This window comes from Aquisphaera insulae, assembly GCF_011064615.1.
Taxonomy (GTDB): Bacteria; Planctomycetota; Planctomycetia; order Isosphaerales; family Isosphaeraceae; genus Aquisphaera; species Aquisphaera insulae.
Genome location: NZ_JAALJH010000095.1, coordinates 12,403 through 31,482, shown reverse-complemented (window position 1 = coordinate 31,482; position 19,080 = coordinate 12,403). Strand labels below are relative to the sequence as shown.

General features: G+C 67.7%; 15 protein-coding genes. 5 read left to right on the top strand and 10 right to left on the bottom strand.

Annotated features, from left to right (window positions below):
* Positions 1-295 precede the first annotated feature (295 nt).
* Together G6O54_RS31220 and G6O54_RS31215 are read left to right on the top strand one after the other, a co-directional pair.
* Positions 296-487, top strand: coding sequence for a hypothetical protein (locus tag G6O54_RS31220; protein WP_165232725.1), 192 nt, complete (start codon positions 296-298; stop codon positions 485-487).
* A 221-nt stretch (positions 488-708) separates the two neighbouring features.
* Positions 709-1,191, top strand: a complete 483-nt coding sequence (locus G6O54_RS31215) for a hypothetical protein (protein WP_165232723.1) — start codon at positions 709-711, stop codon at positions 1,189-1,191.
* A gap of 916 nt (positions 1,192-2,107) precedes the next feature.
* On the opposite strand, the gene G6O54_RS31210 is transcribed toward G6O54_RS31215, so the two are convergent.
* Together G6O54_RS31210 and G6O54_RS31205 are read right to left on the bottom strand one after the other, a co-directional pair.
* The gene (locus G6O54_RS31210; protein WP_165232721.1) at positions 2,108-3,154 is read right to left on the bottom strand and encodes a DUF1559 domain-containing protein; all 1,047 of its coding nucleotides are present in this window, start codon (positions 3,152-3,154) and stop codon (positions 2,108-2,110) included.
* Positions 3,155-3,292: 138 nt separating this feature from the next.
* Positions 3,293-3,880, bottom strand: coding sequence for a DUF1579 family protein (locus tag G6O54_RS31205; RefSeq protein WP_165232719.1), 588 nt, complete (start codon positions 3,878-3,880; stop codon positions 3,293-3,295).
* Between the two features lie 384 nt (positions 3,881-4,264).
* Here G6O54_RS31205 and G6O54_RS31200 point away from each other — a divergent pair, with 384 nt between their 5' ends.
* Positions 4,265-5,464 carry a peptidoglycan recognition protein family protein gene (locus G6O54_RS31200; protein WP_165232717.1) on the top strand — a complete coding sequence of 400 codons (1,200 nt, stop codon included), beginning with the start codon at positions 4,265-4,267 and terminating at the stop codon, positions 5,462-5,464.
* Positions 5,465-5,588: 124 nt separating this feature from the next.
* Here G6O54_RS31200 and G6O54_RS31195 read toward each other — a convergent pair whose 3' ends face one another.
* The 3 genes from G6O54_RS31195 to sucC form a co-directional block, all read right to left on the bottom strand.
* On the bottom strand, positions 5,589-6,170 hold the full coding sequence (locus tag G6O54_RS31195; RefSeq protein WP_165232715.1) for an NUDIX domain-containing protein: 582 nt from the start codon (positions 6,168-6,170) through the stop codon (positions 5,589-5,591).
* 68 nt (positions 6,171-6,238) lie between these two features.
* Positions 6,239-7,123, bottom strand: a complete 885-nt coding sequence (gene sucD, locus G6O54_RS31190) for a succinate--CoA ligase subunit alpha (RefSeq protein ID WP_165232711.1) — start codon at positions 7,121-7,123, stop codon at positions 6,239-6,241.
* Between the two features lie 101 nt (positions 7,124-7,224).
* Positions 7,225-8,478, bottom strand: a complete 1,254-nt coding sequence (gene sucC / locus G6O54_RS31185; RefSeq protein ID WP_165232732.1) for an ADP-forming succinate--CoA ligase subunit beta — start codon at positions 8,476-8,478, stop codon at positions 7,225-7,227.
* Between the two features lie 373 nt (positions 8,479-8,851).
* Between sucC and G6O54_RS31180 the strand changes: the two genes are divergently transcribed.
* Positions 8,852-10,141, top strand: a complete 1,290-nt coding sequence (locus G6O54_RS31180) for a phospholipid carrier-dependent glycosyltransferase (RefSeq protein ID WP_165232708.1) — start codon at positions 8,852-8,854, stop codon at positions 10,139-10,141.
* Between the two features lie 420 nt (positions 10,142-10,561).
* On the opposite strand, the gene G6O54_RS31175 is transcribed toward G6O54_RS31180, so the two are convergent.
* Positions 10,562-10,711 carry a hypothetical protein gene (locus tag G6O54_RS31175; RefSeq protein WP_165232705.1) on the bottom strand — a complete coding sequence of 50 codons (150 nt, stop codon included), beginning with the start codon at positions 10,709-10,711 and terminating at the stop codon, positions 10,562-10,564.
* A 29-nt stretch (positions 10,712-10,740) separates the two neighbouring features.
* On the opposite strand from G6O54_RS31175, the gene G6O54_RS31170 reads away from it, so the two are divergent.
* Entirely contained in the window at positions 10,741-11,103 is a 363-nt protein-coding gene (locus G6O54_RS31170) for a hypothetical protein (RefSeq protein WP_165232702.1), read from the top strand.
* A 403-nt stretch (positions 11,104-11,506) separates the two neighbouring features.
* Here the strand turns inward: G6O54_RS31170 and G6O54_RS31165 are convergent, their stop codons facing one another.
* The 4 genes from G6O54_RS31165 to G6O54_RS31150 form a co-directional block, all read right to left on the bottom strand.
* Positions 11,507-13,795: a LamG-like jellyroll fold domain-containing protein gene (locus G6O54_RS31165; protein WP_165232699.1), complete on the bottom strand. Its 2,289-nt coding sequence runs from the start codon at positions 13,793-13,795 to the stop codon at positions 11,507-11,509.
* Positions 13,782-16,712, bottom strand: a complete 2,931-nt coding sequence (locus G6O54_RS31160; RefSeq protein ID WP_165232696.1) for a WD40 repeat domain-containing protein — start codon at positions 16,710-16,712, stop codon at positions 13,782-13,784. The genes G6O54_RS31165 and G6O54_RS31160 overlap by 14 nt, the downstream gene beginning before the upstream one ends.
* A gap of 231 nt (positions 16,713-16,943) precedes the next feature.
* A complete protein-coding gene (locus G6O54_RS31155; protein WP_165232694.1) occupies positions 16,944-17,579 on the bottom strand; it encodes an NYN domain-containing protein in 636 nt (211 codons plus the stop codon).
* Between the two features lie 115 nt (positions 17,580-17,694).
* Positions 17,695-19,017: a dihydroorotase gene (locus tag G6O54_RS31150; protein ID WP_250847177.1), complete on the bottom strand. Its 1,323-nt coding sequence runs from the start codon at positions 19,015-19,017 to the stop codon at positions 17,695-17,697.
* Between the last annotated feature and the right edge of the window lie 63 nt (positions 19,018-19,080).

Below are 19,080 nucleotides of genomic sequence, written 5' to 3'. Positions count from 1 at the left end.
TGCCCCTCGCGGTCCCCGCCGCGTCGTGCCCCCCCTGCACGGCTCCGCCGGAAGTCCGGCCACCTTGCCCTGCGAATGCTCCCTCGTTACCAAATGCCGCGTCATCACTTCAAGATGCGGTTGGCCGGACGGTTACGTAACTTGCGTCTCCTCAGCTCGATGAACGGGACGCCGAGGTCCCGGACGGTCCGCTCGACCTGCTGGGCGGACATGCTCCACCGGTCAGCCAGGTCCATGCAGGTCAACAGTGCACGGGAGCCGGTTCCCCGAACCATCAGATCAGTGAGGTTCCGCCGTGCAGATCGCGATTCGCCAGGCCGACGATGCCTGGCAGGTGGTAGCCGTGGACGAGTCCGGGGCGGTCGAGCCGATCGCCAGCTATCCAGACCGGGCCGATGCGGTCGAGCACGCCCTGCGGGAGTGCAACCGCACCGGGGCCGATCTCGTGTCCCTGGAGCCCGTGGCAACCACGCACGACGAGTCCTGACCAGGCCAGAACGAATCATGCGGCCTGCCCGAAGGCTCCCGGCCCCTCGACATCCGATCCACGTCCTGAAGCCCCGGACGCCACCACGGGCCAGCCATGGGCATTGACGGTATCGACGCCCATGGGAACGTCGGTGTCTGCTTGGTGTCTTTCACGAACCTATGTGCTAGCATAAGGAGACAGAGCAATCTAAAAGGGATCGGAAGTGCAATGGGTCGACGATGCCTGGAAAGCGACTTCCTCTCCATAAGCTAGGCGACCACTCAGCTTACGGCGAATACATCGAGCTTTTCCGGCGAACCTGCCTGGGCAAGCCCATCGTGGATCCTCTCGGCAGGGAAGTGGAATTCCCTCCATACGCCTACGCACACATCTGCTTGAAACCGAGACCGCACGAGGCTGGCTATGTAAGCGTCGAGGCGTCCTGGCAGGCAGATCGGGCAGAGCGGATCGGGTGGATAGAGGTTGCCCTGCGGGATCCGGACGAGATTCGGCCCAATCACCAGTTTCGCAGCAGCAGGAATCAGGCGTATCTGCTGACGGTTGAACCAGATGTGCCGGAGGCTCGCACGACCGAGTTCTTCTACGTAACCGTTCAGCCAGAGGGAGCGAAGGTGGTTTTTCTGTCAGCGTTCCCAGTAGACCATCGGTACTGGCGTGACGCCAGGAAGGGCGGAAAAGCCCTTTATAGGAGAGTCGACTGACCCCAGAAACAGGAGGGGCGAGGGGTAAAGACCCCCCGCCCCATTGCATCCACGGCAACCCGCCTAGCGGCTATTAGTTGAATGACCCCTTCGTTCAAAGCGTGCGTTACTCTGCCAAGGGATCCCTTCCGGCTTATAGCGACCTCGCGATCGCGAGGCCCTAGGCTGCCCGTATGCCACCCAAGGGTGGTCTCCATGGAGGGGGCCTGATGGCTACCAAATTGGCAGCCAACCTAGCCGTATTGTACAACTCAGATGCCCGCAAAGCAATCACCATAGCGGGCCTCATACGTGCCAGCAAAACCGTCCCAGCGCTGGGACATTTCTACGCGACCGACCAAAAGCGATACGGCATGACGCATTTGAGACGCCCTTCGCCGACTACCGACAGCCTACCGTTTTCGATAGCCTCAGACCCTATCGAATTATTGCGTGGTCATGTCGCAACGCTTTCGCAAGTCCTAGCAAAACAACGCTTTGCGTCGTTCGACGCATGAATGCCCTTGCTACGCGGGGATCGGTCGGTCTCTCGCGTCCGCCGCAATCGCGGACATTGCAGTAATTTCGCCGTCACCGCGGAGCGGGATGGGCAGCCGCCCACCGGGTGGAGGGTGGTGTGGATAGCGCGCTTGGACGGCCATTTCGAGGGTCATGGCATGCCGTCGCAGATCCGCCGGATGACCCTCATCGCGGCCTCGCGGCGGCATGCCATCCTACCAGATCGAAGTGCGACCGTCTCGACGTCGAACGGCGATCCTCCCGACGCCCCGGAGCTCGGATCAACCGGGGACGTAAGCGTAAGGAGAGGTTCGGGCCTTGATTCCCTTGCGAAAGAACGGAGCCGCGCCAAAGTCCTTGGCGCGGCTCCCTGTGATCCGGGGTCCGGAACGTCTCGTCGACTCGGTGGGGCGTCGGGTCAGAACGCGTCCGCGCTGATGACCTCACCACCGGACACCGTGCCCAGCCCGCGCCAGACGGTCCCGGCGATCGAGGACTTGATGAAGCGGACGCTGCCGTCGCCGAGGAGTGCGTTCACGCCGCCGGGGTGGTAACTCCGGGACGTGATGGCCGCGAAGGTGGCGTTGGCGCCGCCGCGGAAGAACGGGGTCCCTTGAAGGTCCAGGTCCCCTTCACCCTTCTTCCCCATGATCACCTTGTTGGGAGGCCACGCGTGGGTCATCCCGGTCTCCTGGGCATTGCCGTCCACCCAGGCCGTATGCGCCTGCCCGACCGCCCCGCAACTGCCCCCGTATTCCGGCGCGACGACGTAAGGATCCGCCGTGGGATCGGGGACGCTCACGGGATTGTTGATATTCGCCAGGCCCGGGACGCAATTGTATTCCGGATTCCGGACCTTGACCTCGGCGATCAGGACCGTGTTCGAGAGCCCGTCGGTGAAGCTCGCGAACCGCCGGCTCAGGTTCGGCGAGAAGACCCCACGCGTCTGCGGGCCCCCGGGATTGAACACGTACCAGTCGCCCAGGTTAACACCGTAATTCGTCACCGCCTTGGGGGCATTGAAGAACGAGCTGGCGGGGGTCGGCTCGGTGTCCTTCTCGCTCGGGCAGATGAGACTGGAGACCGTGGCGGACGCCACGGTGTAATTGTCCGCCCGGCTGTAAGGGAGGGTGAAGTTGATCGAGTTGAACATGGGCCCCTGCTCCATCAGCGGCAGCAGGCGGGAATGGACGCTCCACCCGACCCACGCCGCGAAGGCCGTCGGCCTCGTGTCGATCACACCCCCGATCGGCAGCGTGCCGGCGATGCTCTCGTAGTTGTGGATCCCTAACCCCAATTGCTTCAGGTTGTTCGTACACTGGATCCGCCGGGCGGCCTCCCGCGCCGACTGGACCGCCGGCAGCAGGAGGGCGATCAGCACGGCGATGATCGCGATCACCACCAGCAGCTCGATCAGGGTGAACGCCCGATGCTCGAACCGTAAGCCCCTCGATCTCGGACTCATTGGGATGCCCCACTGTGCAAGAAACCGACACCGAGCACATCAACCACACATCCACGCAACCAACAAGTATACCGCGGATGTTTCTGGTCAGGAAGAGTCTACCTGATGTTCCGTGTCGAGGGCGGGATCCCGGTCGGATCAATTCGAAGTGCCTCGGGGCTTTCGCTTCATGATCAGCTCCATCACGAGCCGCTCCTGTCCGGGCTCGCCCAGGATGAACTGGCGATGGATGAGGGTGCGGCCTTCGTCCTCCAGGCGGCTCTCGGTTCTAGTGCGCCGGGTCTCCTTCTGGTCGGGGTCCAGATTCAGGCTGAAGAGGACGATCTTCGTCCCGTCGAATGGCTCGCGGCTCCTGCGCGCGGAGACTCGGGTCTGATGGGAGTCGAACCAGAAGCTCGTGAACTTCCCGTTCTCGGGCTCGAATCCGATGATCCCGGTGCCCGTCGATTTCTTCGCCCCCTCGCCGAACACGAAGTCGCTCTGCAGGAACCTCCCGTCCTGGACCATGTACTGGCGGCATTCTCCGGACGTCTTGATCGGATTGTCGCCCCGGTGGATGACCTTCGTCACGGTCCAGTCGCCGGCCATGGTCTCCAGGAACTTCTGGCCCACGCCCGGCGCCGAGTTGAGCTCGAAGGCCTTCTTGGTCTCCTGGGCCCAGGAAGCCGCCGCCGCGTTCACGATCAGCAGCCAGGTGACGCTTCCGCAGGTCATGAGTCGCTTCATCTCGATCCTCCTCGTATCCGCCCCTGAGGCGGGGCAGTGGCAGGTTCCGCATCATCGATCGTCGCGGCCGACGTCGCATCGGTGGGCCGCCTGTGGCGGTCGCGACGGGGATGGCTTCGCACTGATCGGGGCCCCGAGCCGGTCGAGCTTACCGCGCGGAGTGCGGAGTCCAACACGCTCCACTTGAGGGAAAAATTTACAATTCCGACCGCATTTCCGACATTCGGCCGGAGGGGGTGTAGACTTGAGCCGAAGGTCGGGAAAAATGCAACCGGCCCCCGAGTGATCCGCGTCCTGTTCGGCATCGGGCTTGCGTTTGACACTCAGGTGAGGACCCGGCCCTGGTTGCCGGGAGAGAGAACCAATCTGGTGAGGAGTCGTGGAATGGCCCTTCAAGACATGGTCCCGATCGGGGTGCGCCCGCGGATGGCGGCCCGCCTGATCATCGCCGGAATCGCGGTCGCCGCCGTCGCCGGGTGCAGCCACCGCCGCGAGTCGATGCGTCCGATCTTCAGCTCGCGAACGATCGCCCCGGCCGCGGCGCCCTGCACGAACTGCGGATCGAGCGGAGTGACCTCCTCGCGTTCCGGCGTGATCATCACGCCCTCGACTTCGCCGGCCGCATCCGGCTCCGGGCGGATCCTGTCGTCCGACCCCGACGAGTCCTCGCCCTCGGGCACGGTTGAGTCGACCGTGCCGCCCCTCTCGGAGCCGGTGTCGACCTCCAAGAAGAGCAACCTGGCCGAGCCCGCCCCCAGGGCCGAGATCGGCGACATCCCCGACCTGAACGCCTATCCGAGTAGCTCGAAGTCGACGCGGCTGAAGCCCCCCGCGGGAGGGACCTCCTCGACCACGCCGTCCGGCCGCAGCCCGGCCCTCGAGGGCCCCGCGGGCGCCTCCCTCGAACGCAACGGATCCGGAGACGGCCTGCGAGCCGCCTCCGCGACCGTGGTCGCCGGCGGCAAGGTCCGTCGCGCCAGCACGCGCGAGGCCCTCGGCTCGTTCCTCGACGAGGCCGGCGAGAACGACCTCTACTATCCGGGCAAGGCCGACCGTCCCTGGCAGTACATCGTCCTCCACCACAGCTCCAACCACGACGGGAGCCTGGATACCATCGACGCGGAGCACCGCAAGGTCCTCGGGACGGACGGCTGCGGCTACCACTTCGTGATCGGCAACGGCACGGGCTCCTCGGACGGCCAGATCGAGATCGCCCAGCGCTGGGCGAAGCAGAAGCACGGCGTCCACTGCCGCAATGCCAAGCAGTCCGAGATCGACGAGTACGGGATCGGCATCTGCCTGGTCGGCAATCTCGACCGGGAGCCCCCGACACCTCGCCAGATCGAGGCTGCCCGGGCCCTTGTCGGCTACCTCAAGGACCGATACCGGATCGACTCCGCCCGGGTCGAAACCCACGCCGAGGTCGCCGCGACGCAGACCGTCTGCCCGGGGCGTTACTTCGACCTCAGCGCGATCCTCGGCAAGGCCACGGCCCTGAATGCCGCCGGAACCGCCGCCGCTCGTCCCGCGGGCAAGGGTTGGCGCGCCGCCTCCGGCCCGGCGAAGGCCGGCAACCTGAACTGATCGACGCTCGATCGGATCGATCCCGCCGCCGAGAAAGTAGGCTCGGCTCGATGCGCTCCCGCAGGGAAGCGGGGCGTCCTTCCTCACATCCTCCCCGTCCGCCTCGCCTCATCCCGCCCGCGTCTCAGCTCGTCTTCCCTCCCTCGAGCCTCCGGATCGCCTCGCTCATGAGGGCGATCACCGACATCGAGTCCGTGATCTCGCCCCGGCGGAGCAGCTCCCACGCGCGTGCCCACGGGACCCGCACCACCTGGAGCTTCTCGACCCCTTCCGGCATGCTCTCGCCGTGCGTCAGGCCGGTCGCGCGGAAGACATACGCGATCTCGTCGCAGACCGAGTTGGACAGGTGCGACGTGGCGATCGGCTCGAGCGAATCGGCGGTGATGCCGGTCTCCTCCTTGAGCTCGCGACGCGCGGTTTCCTCGGGCGATTCGGACTCCGGACAGCCGCCCTCGGGGATCTCCCACGAGTAGCGATTCAGCGGATAGCGATGCTGCCCCACCAGCCAGATCGAGCCGTCCTCCTCGACGGGGAGGACGCCGACCGCCCGATTCCTGAACTCGACGACGCCATAGATGCCGGGATGGCCGTCGGGGCGAAGGACCTGGTCCTCGCGGACGCGAATCCACGGGTTCTGATAGACGGTTCGCTGAGAGACTGTGATCCAGGGATTCGGCGGGGCAGGCTCTGCGGTTGGGTCGCTCATGACACCAGGATGGGAACGCGGGGCGGCTCGCGTCAAGGCGAGACGCCCCCCTGCTCCGGCCTGGTCGATCACCTCGCCTCGAGGGCTTCCTTGAGCGTCACGCCCATGTCCGCGGGGCTCTTGGCCACCCGGATGCCGGCCTTCTCCAGGGCGGCGATCTTGTCCTCGGCCTTGCCGGAGCCGCCGGAGATGATCGCGCCGGCGTGGCCCATCCGCTTGCCCGCGGGCGCGGTCTGGCCGGCGATGAACGCCGCCATCGGCTTGGTGAACTTGCCCTCGGCCTTGAGCGCCGCGGCCTGCTCCTCCGCGTTGCCGCCGATCTCGCCCATCATCAGGACGGCGTCGGTGTCGGGGTCGTCCTGGAACATCATCAGGACGTCGGAGAAGCTCGTCCCGTTGACCGGGTCGCCGCCGATGCCGACGCAGGTGCTCTGGCCGATGCCGAGGCTCGTGAGCTGCCAGACGCCTTCATACGTCAGCGTGCCGGACCGGCTGACCAGTCCCACGCGGCCCGGCTTGTGGATATAGCCGGGCATGATGCCGATCTTGCACTCGCCCGGCGTGATGACGCCGGGGCAGTTGGGCCCGATCAGGCGGGCCTGCGGATGATGGGCCTTCAGGTAGGCCACCGCCCTGGCCATGTCGATCACGGGCGTCCCCTCGGTGATCGCGATGATGACCTTGATGCCGGCCTCGGCCGCCTCCATGATCGCGTCGGCCGCGCCAGGCGCGGGGACGAAGATCATGGTCGCGTCGGCACCGGTGGCCTTCACCGCGGCCTCGCAGGTGTCGAAGACCGGCACGCCCAGGGCCGTCTCGCCGCCGCGGCCGGGGGTGACCCCGCCGACGAGGTTGGTGCCGTACGCCTTGCACTGCTCGGAGTGGAAGGCGCCCGCCTTGCCGGTGATCCCCTGGCAGATCAGCCGGGTCTTCTTGTTGACCAGAATACTCATGATTCGCTTCCCGCTATCGGTCGCCGGTCCGCTCGGTGTCGACGATGGTCGAGGGCCGGGCCTGGTGTCTGGATCTCTCGGATGCGCGGCGTTGCGGGCCCTCAGGCGGCGGAGCCCCTGGCGGCGGCGACGACCTTGCGGGCGGCATCGGTCAGGCCGTCGGCGGTGATGATCTTGCGGCCGGACTTGTCCAGCATGGATCGCCCGAGCTCGGCGTTGGTCCCCTCGAGGCGGACGACCAGCGGCACCCGGAAGTCGATCTCGTCGTACGCCGCCAGCAAGGCCGCGGCGATGATGTCGCACTTCATGATCCCGCCGAAGATGTTCACGAGCACGGCGCGGACGCGGTCGGAGGAGAGCAGGATCCGGAAGCCCTCCAGCACCTGGTTCTTGTCCGCCCCGCCGCCGACGTCCAGGAAGTTGGCGGGCTCGCCGCCGTGATACTTGATCAGGTCCATGGTGCTCATCGCGAGCCCGGCGCCGTTGACCAGGCAGGCGATGTCGCCGTCCAGGCTCACGTACGAGAGGCCGGTCCGCGACGCCCGCAGCTCCGAGGGATCCTCCTCGGCCTCGTCGAGCATCCCGGCCACGTCCTTGTGGCGGAACATGGCGTTGTCGTCGAAGTTGATCTTGCAGTCGAGCGCCAGCACGTCGCCGGCATCGGTGACGATCAGCGGGTTGATCTCCGCCAGCGAGGCGTCCTTGTCGAGGAAGAGCTTGACGAAGTTCTTGAGGAAGACGGCCCCCTTCTTCGCCGTCTCTCCCTTGAGGCCGAGCGCCGCGCAGACCTTGCGGGCCTGGAAGTCTGCCAGGCCCAGGCCGACGTCGATGGGCTCGCGATGGATCTTCTCCGGCGTCTTGGCGGCGACGGTCTCGATCTCGACGCCCCCCTCGGTGGAGGCCATCAGGACCGGGCACTTCAGGTTCCGATCGACGGCCAGGCCCAGGTAGAGCTCCCTGGCGATGTCATGGCCGACGGTTACCAGGACCTTGGCGATCTTCTGCCCCTCGGCGCCGGTCTGGTAGGTAACCAGCGTCTTGCCGAGCATGCTGGCGGCGGCCTTCTCGGCCTCGGCCGCGGACTTCACGAGCTGCACGCCCTTGGCCATGCCGTCGGGGCGAGGCTTGTGCCCGGAGGCGATCGCCAGGGCTTCCGCCCGGTCGACCTCCGGCCCCACCGCGACTCCCTTGCCGCGGCCACCGGCGTGGACCTGGGCCTTCACGACGATGAGGCCTCCGCCGAGCGTCTCATACGCCTTCGCGGCCTCCGCGGGCGTCGTCACGACGACCCCGGCCGGCACGGCGACGCCGGCCTTCTGGAGCAGCTCCTTCGCCTGGTATTCGTGGACCTTCATGATGGTGCGGACCTGATACAAAAGAAACGATCGAGCCACGCTCGCCGTGGTCGGCGGGTGCCCGACGCATGCCTCACGTTGTACCGCGCACGCCCCATTGATTCCAGGAGTCACCCGCCCTCCGGACCATGCCGGGACCCGGCGAACGGTCCTCGAAGATCACCGCGATGACCGGACAATCCGTGCGACCGAGCCGGCGAAACGCCTCGACGTAACCCCCGATCATGGAGACAATCGCGGGAAAACGCCATGGATTGAACCTGCCCCCGGCGGCGTCTCGATCCCAGCGGCCCTGAACCAATCGGCGCCATCCGTGTCATCCGTGCCATCCGTGGTAGGAACTCCTCGAATCGGGATCACTCGCGGGATCGTCGTGAGCCTCCCGGCGCTGGCCGTGCTGTTCATTGCGGGGATCTGGAACCCGGCGGGGTCGGGTCTTCACCCGGACGAGGCGGCCTGGGTCAACTCGTCCTATTATTTCGAGCTGCTCGCGCGAGGGGAGCGAAGCCACCCGGACTGGCGGTTGCTGCCGGCCCGCGAGAGCCCCTTCGTGGGCAAGTTCCTCTTCGGCCTCGCGCTGAGGATGGCGGGACGCCCCGTGCGGTCGTTCGAGCCGCTGGCCGCGTGGCATGAGGTCTGGCACCTTCCCACCGGCACCACGGCCTGGGGAAGCGGGCTGGCGCGGGCGGAGCGAGAAGCCGTCTCCCGCCGACTCAGTCCGGAGGCACGGCAAGCCGTCCGCGAAGGGCGGTATCCCTTCCTTCAGGCGGGCCAGCTCGGGCCGCCCCGGCGAGTCGTGCTGGGCTTCGGGATGCTCTGCGCGGCGGTCGTCGCGGCCATCGGGACCCGGTGCCGGGGACCGATGACCGGACTGGCCGCGGGCCTGATCCTGGCCGCGCACCGGCTTGCCATCGAGGCATACACCCACGCCCTGTTCGACATGATCGCGCTCGCCTTCTCAGCCCTGGCCGTGCTCGGGCTGATCGCGCTGGTCGGGCCGATGCGCGGCGAACCCAGCGGGTTGCGACGAATGCTCTTCGTCAGCCTGATCACGGGCCTGATGCTCGCCCTGGCGGTCGGGACCAAGATGAACGCGCTGATCGTCGTGATGGTCGCCGCCGAGCTCGGCCTGATCGCGGCCTGCCGCGGCATATGGGGACGAGAGCACCCCGCGCGGGGGGGCGCCCTGTGCCTGGGGCTGTCGCTGGCGGTCGGCGTCCTGGTGTTCGTCGCGATCAATCCCACGTTGCACGGCCATCCGTGGAGCGGTCTGGTCGACCTGTTCGCCATGCCGGCCCGGACGGAGGAGGTTCAGGCCAGCTTCCTGCCGGATCACCTGATCGCACCATCGCAGAAAGCCCACGCCATCGGCACCATCCTCTGCGGGCACCCCGCCGGTTTACTCGTGTTGGGGCTGGCGATGCTCTGGCCGACCTGGAACGGCCTTCGCCGATTCTCGCCGCGAACGGTGCTGGTCCTCTGGTGGTGGACCGCACTCGGTGCGGTCCTCGCCTGGATCCCGTTCCCCTGGCCCCGCTACGTACTGCCCGTGCTACCGCCCGCCGCGCTGCTGACAGCGGATCTCGTCGCGAGCCTGGCCGGTAACCTAACGAACTCTCTGAGTCGGCCTGATCGAGGAGCCGAGATTAAGAACCAGGCCTGATGACGTCGACTGAGGAACTCTTCGTCCTGAGCACCTCATGAGGTGAACAGCTCAAACTCCGACGAAGCCCCGTTGGCTGATAGAATGAGTCCGTTGTCGACGAGAGCGTCGAGGCCCAGGAGCGGGAATCGAGGGTCGGGATCAGTCGTGCTCGTGTCCATGACCAGGATCTCGTCCGTGTCGTTCAATGGGTATGGCAGGAGCCGGCCCTGGAACCGTGGGCCAGCATACAGATTCCGATGGAGCCAGATGAGACCGCGACGAACCTCAAAACTCCGTTGGGACGGTCGGTCACGGCGGTGGATTAGGTCAAGGTGGGTCGGGATCATGCCGGCCCAGGCGAAGAGATGCCTCGTATCCAACTGGAACGAGGCATTGCAGCCGGTATCCAGAACGGCGGGAAAGACATGGATGCTCGGGTCATAAGACATCCTCGTCCGGCAAGGAGATGCTCAACCCGACGAGGATCTTGGGGTGCTTCACGTCCACGCGTTCCAGGCCCTTGCCCGCAAGTGATATGACGGTGATCTTCGGATCCGGGAAGACGGGGCCGCGGAGTAGCGATTTCACGGAAGCGGAGACCGTCTCGGAAGTCAGGGATGGGAGTGATCGAAGTGCTCGGCATGATCATGGGCATCGAGCGACCTGACGATCTTGAAGAACAGTGCGTGCGTCTCGACGTGTCCCGCGTCGCGCAACCGCTGCATCAGTTCATTTCGCGTCGGGGCAATCGCCACCAGGCGGTCGCCATCGTAGGCCACGACGTGCCGTTCTCGATGCATACTGAGCAGCCGCGGGAGATCGCGCCGGTACGCCTCGATGGCTCGATTCACCCTCGCAGCGTCTCGCCCGGCGAGGAGCCTCGACATCGTCCGGGCACGTTCGGCTCGGTCTCGATCAAGCCCCGCTTCCATTTCCATGGTGTCATCGCGTCCCTTCGATTCTGGATTCGGAGGGGATAGAGACGCCCGGGCGGCCTGAGTTTCCACGGAGAAGGCGTCGATCTCGGTAGCCATCGAAGCTTCCCTCATCGACCGGAGAAGGGGCGAGGATCGGTCGTAGCGCAGTCGAGCCCCACTCGCGACCTTAGCTCGATGGTGCCCAGGCTCGCACGAAGCGACAGATCCCTTCTATGCAAGATAGCACTATCTGGCATCCGGGTAAAGGATCGACGAGAGCACATCCGACCCGCCCATCTTGCCTGGGTCTCCGGGGCCCATAGCCATGTCTCCCAGGGCCCTATCTGGATCTCCGGTGTCTATCGCTATGTCCCCCAGGGCCCTGTTGCTATGTCCCCCAGGGCCCAACGTCCGTGGAGCGGTCTGGGACGAACGCAGGGCTCGGCGAGCCCCTCCCCTGGCTCGATCATCGACCACTCAGCGGCCGCACGGTCAGGTCATTCACCGCGAGTGAACCGCCCTCGCTGAAGACGTGAATGGTCTCCCCACGCGGAGGAACGCGGACGATGAACGTCCGTCGGCCGTCGACGCAGACGTCCAGGAGATCGTCCTTCAGGAGCAGCTCGAGCTTCATCCCGCGGGCCAGGTCTTCCAGGCCGCCGCGCTCGCGATGGCCGTCGCGGAGCATGGGCTTCGGGATGGTCACGCCGAGCGGCTCGAAGCGGACCAGGCCCTCGGCCGGCACGAATCGAATCTCCATCCCGTTGTCGCGCCCTCCCGCCGACCGGACCACAAGGCCGTAAGACCGGACGCCCGCATCGGGACGCATCGTTGCGGAAAGCCGGACATTCCGCGGCAGCGCGGAGAGCTTCGCGGCGCGATCCTTCACAATCCCCGTGGAGTCGGACCGATCGTCCTTCCCGGGGTACCCCTCCACCCGACACGGGACGGGAGCCCCGGCCGCGGGGATCATCTCCTCGACCCAGCGCGTGCCGAGGTCGCCGTCGGGGAGCTGGACGAGCTCGCGGATGACGGCGTCGCTGCCGTAGGCGCCGTCGTCGACGAAGCCCACGAGAAGGCGGCGATTCCCCGTGAACGGGGCCACCTGGGGACAGAACAGGTGGTCGCCCAGGTTCCTCGCGTTCTGCCAGCCGGGTTTCTCCACCGGGCCGCGCGTCTTGCGGACGTCCTGCCAGGCCGTGTAATAGTGCCAGCCGTTCCACTCGAACTCGGTGGCACAGGACCAGTCGGGGATCTCGCGGGTCGTGAGCTCGGCGGTCGGCTTCCAGTCGAGGAGGTTGCTCGACGCGAAGAACTTGCCGCCGACGGTCAGGAAATACCGGCTCGGATCCGAGGCCGGGAAGACGTTCGGATTGACGTCGCCACCGGTCGGGTACTCGAACGGGACCGCGGGGCCGGGACGCTTGGCGAAGTGGATTCCGTCCTTGCTCGTCGCCACCCGGACGTCATCGCCCTGGAACGGGCTGTCTCGGAAGTAGCCGCGGCGGTAGTGGGGGATGTAGTACATGTGGTAGGTGCCGTCGTGGAAGACGCAGAGGCCTGTACCGAGCGACGGCTCGACCTGCTCCGTGATCGGCAGCGCGAGCGGGTGGAGGTCCCAGTGGACCAGGTCGCGGGTCGAGGCGTGGCCGAACTGATGCGCCCCCATCATCCACTTACTGTTGTGGTGGCGACGGTCGAACAGGTAGTAGAAGTGGAACGTGCCGTCGTGGAAGAACGGCATGCAGTCGCCGACGTACGCGTTGTAGCCGCGAGGCCGCCAGTACTGCACCGTCTCCTGCTCCGGGCCGAGGATCTCTCGATCACGGGCCGCGACCGCCGCGGCGCCTCCGCTCAGCGCGGTCACCTCGGCGTCGGTCAGTGCACGATCCCAGAGTGCGACGTGATCGACCTGGCCCTGGAACCCGGAGACGAGCGTCCCGCCCTTCTTCGCGGCACCGACGAGCAGCGGCCCCTTCAGGTCGCGGAGCGAGCCGTGGGGCCATTCCTCGTCCACGAGCACGCCGTCGACGAAAAGCTCGAGGTTGGCGTCGCGGAAGCGGACGATGACGTCGTGCCAGTCACGCGGGCCGGCCAGGTCGAACGGCGCCGAGATCCGCAGGACTCCTTCGCGATAGGTCGGGAGATCGAGGCGGAACTTTTCCGTGGTCTGGTAGATCCCCTCGCGGACGTGGTCGCGGCCCGGGGCCGTCCGCCAGGTGTAGGTCAGGGCGCGGCCTTCCTTGAGCCTCGCGCGTTCGCGCTCGCCGAGGGCCAATCCCCGGGCGTCGTCGCCGCGAAGGAGGTCGGTGTCCGCCTCGTCCGGGGCCAGGCGACCGAGCACCGGGGCATCCCATTTCCCGGACGGATCCCGGAGGCGGATGCAGAGGGTCATGAACTTGCCGTCGATCCGGGGGAAGGCCGCGTTGTCGCCGGCGGCGACGAGGTAGCCGCCCCGAAAGGTCGCGATCCGGCCGTCGCCGCCGTGACGGATCGAGGCCTCGCGGTCCTCGCCGGCGAGCGTCTCCCCGAGCTCGACCGCGCCGCGAAGCTCAAGGGCCGGCGCGGGCTTCGACGCGGAGGCCCCGGAGGCCATGTCCCAGCGGGCCGTCGCGGTCGCGAGGACGTCGCGGGGGGACGGAGCCTCGGCCCGCGAGCGGGCCGCCGAGAGCACCGCCAGGATGGCGCAGGAGAGTCCGGAGACGGCCCATCGGCGGGCCGCCTCACCGCGGTGGAATCGATCAGCGTACGGCATTGAGGTCCGTCGTCCCGGGGAGCATCGCCGCGCCACCGGCCTGGCGGGAGACGAAGTAGGGGAGCCCGATGCCGGAGACGAAGTTCTTCACGCCCGCCCACTGCCCGTTCTTCAGGTGCGATTCCAGGGTCTCATTCGGGCTGATGCGATAGACCATCCGGAACCCCTGCATCAGCCCGACCTTCTGCTGGGGTGCCAGGGGGATGCGGCCCTGGCCGTCGTCGAAGAAGACGTCGCAGACGAGCTCGGTGATCGCGATCGAGCCCCTCGGCCGGGAGAAATGGCTGTCGCCGAAGTCCCGGTAATCGACCGATTTCCCGGTGTTCCGCTCCTCGACGTGGACGACGATCGACGGCGGGCCCCCCTGCCCCACGGTCATCGCGTTGGCTCGCAGCTTGGCCGTCAGGCCGTCGGCCAGCTCCTTCCGGAACTCGGCGTTCCGGTCGGGGGGGCCGGCCAGCTCGAGGACCGGCGAGACCGTCATCCCCACCCGGAGCGCCGCCTTCACGGACGGGTCGCCGACCATCGCCACGACGCGGTTGGCCGACGCCTCCGGGAGGGCCACCGCCGAGATCATTGCGTTCTGGTTCATGACGCCCTGGACGAACCAGTGACGTCCGTCCGGGCCGCCCGCGGAGACGTTCGGGCCGAAGTAGGACCAGATGTGCGACTGCTTGTCCAGGGCCACCAGGATCCGGCCGTCCAGCAGCACGTTGTCCGGCCCGCACGACTCGATCAGGGCGTGATGCGAGCCGGGCATCGGGTTGATCGTCATCGCGATCGGGAAATCCGCCGTCACCTTGCCGCTGCCAAGGTCCCAGCGGACCAGTTGCTGGCCGCCGATCAGCGCGACGAGCCCGGCGCCGTCGGCCTGGAAGGCGGCCCCGGTCAGGTCTGATCGGCCGGCGGAGGCGCTCGCCGGCTGGGTCACGCCCCTCGTCGCGCCGGTCGCCGCGTCGAGGATCTGGAACCGTCCCCCCCGGTAGCAGGCCAGCAGGGATCGGCCGGGGCTGAGGACCGGCGGGCCGTCGCTCGCGTGATCGGCGACGTAGACGGCCTTGCATGAGGGCAGGGACCAGAGCACCACCTTGCCGCCGCGGCTCGACGTCAGGACCTTGTCCGCGTCGACGAAAGCGGCGAAGAGGATGCCCTTGTCGCCGTCCGAGGCTTCCTTGTCGTAGGGTCGGAAGCCGGCCACGTGGCTCGCGTCGGCGGCGGAGAAGACGTCCACCCGGCGGCGAGCCGCGTCCAGAGTGAGCACGCGGGCGCCGTCGGGGCTGAGGGCCATCGGATCGACGGACGGGCTCAGCTCGATCCGGCCCAGGGACCTGCCGGAAGCGCTGTCAAAGCGGAGCAGGCGGCGGGCCTTGCCCTCGTCCTTGCTGGGGTCGAACGGGTTTCCGCCCCCCGCGATGGTCACGAGCGCGAGCGTGTGTCCCGCCGGTCCGGAGAAGAGCAATCCGGCCGCCTCCATCGCCTGGGTCTGGGTGGGGATGGGGCTGTTGACCGTCCGCCCGGCGGGGGCGGCGTCGGGCTTCACGGACCAGGCCCCGGCGGCGGCACCTCCCGCAACTTGCCTCGCGCCGGAGAGGTCGGCGGCGGTGAGGGCCGGTAGGGCGGCGTCGGCCGCGCTGCCGCCTTGCTCGATGATCTTCGAGGCCTTCGCCAGGGTCTCGGTCGGCAGCGCGAAGCCGCCGACGACCCGCTTCTGGCCGTCGCCGATGGTGATCATGACGATGTTCTTGCCGACGATCCGCCGCTCGTGCTTGTCCGCGTTGGGCGTGTCGTTGGGGATGGTGAAGATCCGCTGGCCGGACTGGTGATCCAGGACGATCGCGCCGAAGACGAGCCAGCCGGCCCGATCGGCGAGCCACTGGATCGAGCCGGTCTCGGCGCCGAGGGTTTGCTTCACGTTGCTCTTCTCGTCGTACGGGAACTGGTGCGTGAGCTTGCCCGTGGCGACGTCCCAGCAAAGCAGGTGGGTGCCGAACGACTCGAAGACGCCGGCGAGCTCGGCGCCGTCGGGCGAGAAGGCCAGGCCCTTGCAGTTGAGCTCGAAGAAGTTGTTCTTGTGCTTGGGGACCTTGGTCTCGCCCGCCTTGCGTCCCGTCTCCAGGTCGTAGACCAGGAGGTTGTCCTTGGAGACCATGGCCAGGAAGCGGCGGCCGGGGCTGAGGGCGATGGCGTGCTCCTCGCCCCGGTCGCGTGGGGCGATGTCCAGGTCGGATTTCTGCGTCTTCAGGTCCCAGACCTGGAATCGGCGGTCGCCCGGATCGCCCGTCACGAGCTGGCCCGGGCCGGCGAAATCCAGGTACTTCACCGAATGTCCCTCGGCCTCGAGCTGGGCCACGGGGCGGCCGGTCTTGACGTCGAAGACGGCGATCACGCGGTCGCTCCGCCCGGCGAGGAGTCCGCCGTCGGGGCTGAGGGCCAGGGGTTTCTCGAGCTTGACCGACCCTCGGATGGCTCCGATCCGCTTCTTGGCGGCGAGGTCCCAGACCTCGCGGACGTCGTTGGCGTCGCCGTTCCGGCCGACCGCGACGCACGAGCTGGGCGCCGTGGGGAACGTGACGTCGCCGCCGAAGAAGCTGGGGGGGACGTGGAGGACCACGTCGGGGGCGATGTCCGCCGGTTGGCTCGGTGCCGGGTCCGGCTTGACCTTCCAGAGCTCCGGGGCCGGGGCGTTCGGGTCCGCGATGTTCTTCACCACCCCGGAGTCGGCCGGGGCGGTCGCGTTGTCCGTCCCGCCGAGCGCGTTTGGTGCGTTCGGATTTGGCAGAGCGCCTCCCGCCGCGTTGTTATTGTTCCGCGGAGGGACGCCCCGATTCATCCCCGGTCGATTCGGCCGAGTCGGTCGGCGGATCTGCCCGCGGGCGTCTCCCACCAGGATGGCAAGGCCGACGGTCATCGCGGCCACGAGGATGCCCCGACCTCCGATCCGTCTCGAGTCTCGCCCGTGTTCCCGATCCATTCGATGAGCCCCGGCTGATGTGTTTTCCCGTGCGAGGGAGACCCCTCACCCTCACGGGCGCAGGATAGCGGCGCGGCCATGGCGATACAATGCGTGCGGGCGGGTTCGATGGCCCTGTTCGTGGCCCAGCGGCTCGCCCGGGGCTCGGCGGGCGCCTCGCCGTCCCGCCCGACGGGCTCAGGGCTCGCGTTCGACCTCCCGCCGGATCCGCTCGATGTCGGCGTCGGTGAGCATCGGCGCCGAGGCGTCCGGCTCGTTGACGAGGCCGGTCTGTTCCTCGATGCCGGCGAACTCCGCGAGCCAGAAGGCGGCCTCCTCGGGCGAGGGCGTGGCGTCTCGGGTCGCTCCGTTTCGAGCCTGCGACACGCCCCCGCCCGCCGTGTCGGTCCTTGCGTCTCGCCGGTTCTCGGCCCGCATCCGGTCGAGCTGATCGAGGAAGTCCTCGGCCTTGATCGCCACGGCCTTGCGCCGGGTTGCGGCCCGTCGGACGGCTCGGTCGGACGAGACGACGGTGAGCGATTTCGGCACGGGGTGAGCGTTCAGGATCTGCTCGATCCGGGCGTCGGCGCTCTCGTCCCCGAGGGCGAAGAGGACGTGCAGGCCCTTGTAGGTCGACTCCAGGCCGAAGTCGGCGGGGGGCGAATTGGCGTCGAAGACGACGGTCGTGTCGCGAGCCCGCGCCGGGCCCATCGCCTCGGACAGGTCGTTCAGGAAGCGACGACGACGCTGCTGGAATGCGGTCCGCGTCACCTCCTTGTTCCCGACCGCCCCCGAGGCGTGCATCAGGTTGTAACCGTCGATGAGCCAGGGCATGGGATGGGCGGGAGCGAAGGTCCGCGACTCGGTCGTTGCGTGAAGAGGTACTCCCGAAGGAATCCCAGGGACGGGGGGCCTATTATCAAGCGTGGATCGGAAGCCGATCGAAGCCTCAGGCCGGGGCCGCGGCCTCCTGGACGATCCCGCCCAGGGTGTAGCGGACCTCGCCACCGACGATCACGGTGTGGGCCCGGCCCTTCACCTCCCAGCCGTCGAACGGGCAGTTGCGGCTCCGCGAGCGGAGCCGGCCGGCGTCGATCGTCCAGGTGGTGGACGGGTCGAGGATCGTGATGTCGGCATCGGCGCCGGGGCGGAGCGTCCCCTTGGGGATGCCCAGCAGGTTCGCCGGGTTGATGGTCAGGTATCGGATCATCTGCGGCCAGGAGAGGTGGCCGGGCTCGACCAGCTTCGTCACGGTGATCGGCACGAGGGTCTCCAGGCCGATGATGCCGAAGGGGGCGATATCGAGCTCGCGCATCTTCTTCTCGGGGGCGTGCGGGGCGTGGTCGGTCGCGAGGATGTCGATCGTGCCGTCCTTCAGCCCCCCGATGACCGCCTCGACGTCGCGGGCCGTCCGCAACGGAGGGTTCATCTTGTAGTTCGAATCGAAGGTCCGGAGCTTCTCGTCGGTCATGCAGAAATGGTGCGGGCAGGCCTCGGCCGTGACCTTCACCCCGCGCCGCTTGCCCTCGCGGACGAGCTCGACCGAGCGCTCGGTGGAGATGTGCTGGATGTGGAGCCGGCCGCCGGTGATCTCCGCCAGGCGAATGTCGCGGGCGACCATGATGTCCTCGGCCGCCGCCGGCATGCCGCCGAGGCCCAGCCGCATGGACTCGAACCCCTCGTTCATCACGCCGCCGACGGTGAGCTCGGGCACCTGGCAGTGCTGCATGATCACCCGGTCGAACATCTTCGAGTATTCGAGCGCCCGCCGCATCAGGGCCGCGGACGCGACCGGCGCCCCGTCGTCCGTGAAGGCGACGGCCCCCCCCGCGACGAGCTGGCCGAGGCCGGCGAGCTCCTCCCCCTTCCGTCCCTTGCTCACGGCGCCGACGGGGTAGACATTGGCCTGCCGCGCCCGCCGTCCCTGGAGGACCACGAACTCGGCCGCGGCCTGGGTATCGATCGGCGGGATCGTGTTGGGCATGCAGGCGACCGACGTCACGCCGCCGGCCAGCGCCGCGGCGGCCCCCGTGGCGATCGTCTCATCCTCCTCGTTCCCCGGCTCCCGGAGGTGGACGTGCACGTCGATCAGCCCCGGGCAGACGATCAGGCCGCGAGCGTCGATGACCACCTCGGCCTCGTCCGACGCCGCCCCGGACGGGAGGATCTGCCCCCGTCCCACCCAGACGTCGCCGATCTCGTCACGCGAGTCCACCGGGTCGATCACGCGCCCCCCGGCAATCCGGATCGTCGGCAAGGAAAGCTCACCCATCGTCCATCCCCTCACGGCCGCCGCAGACAAAGGAGAAATGCAATACGAACCAACCACCGAGGC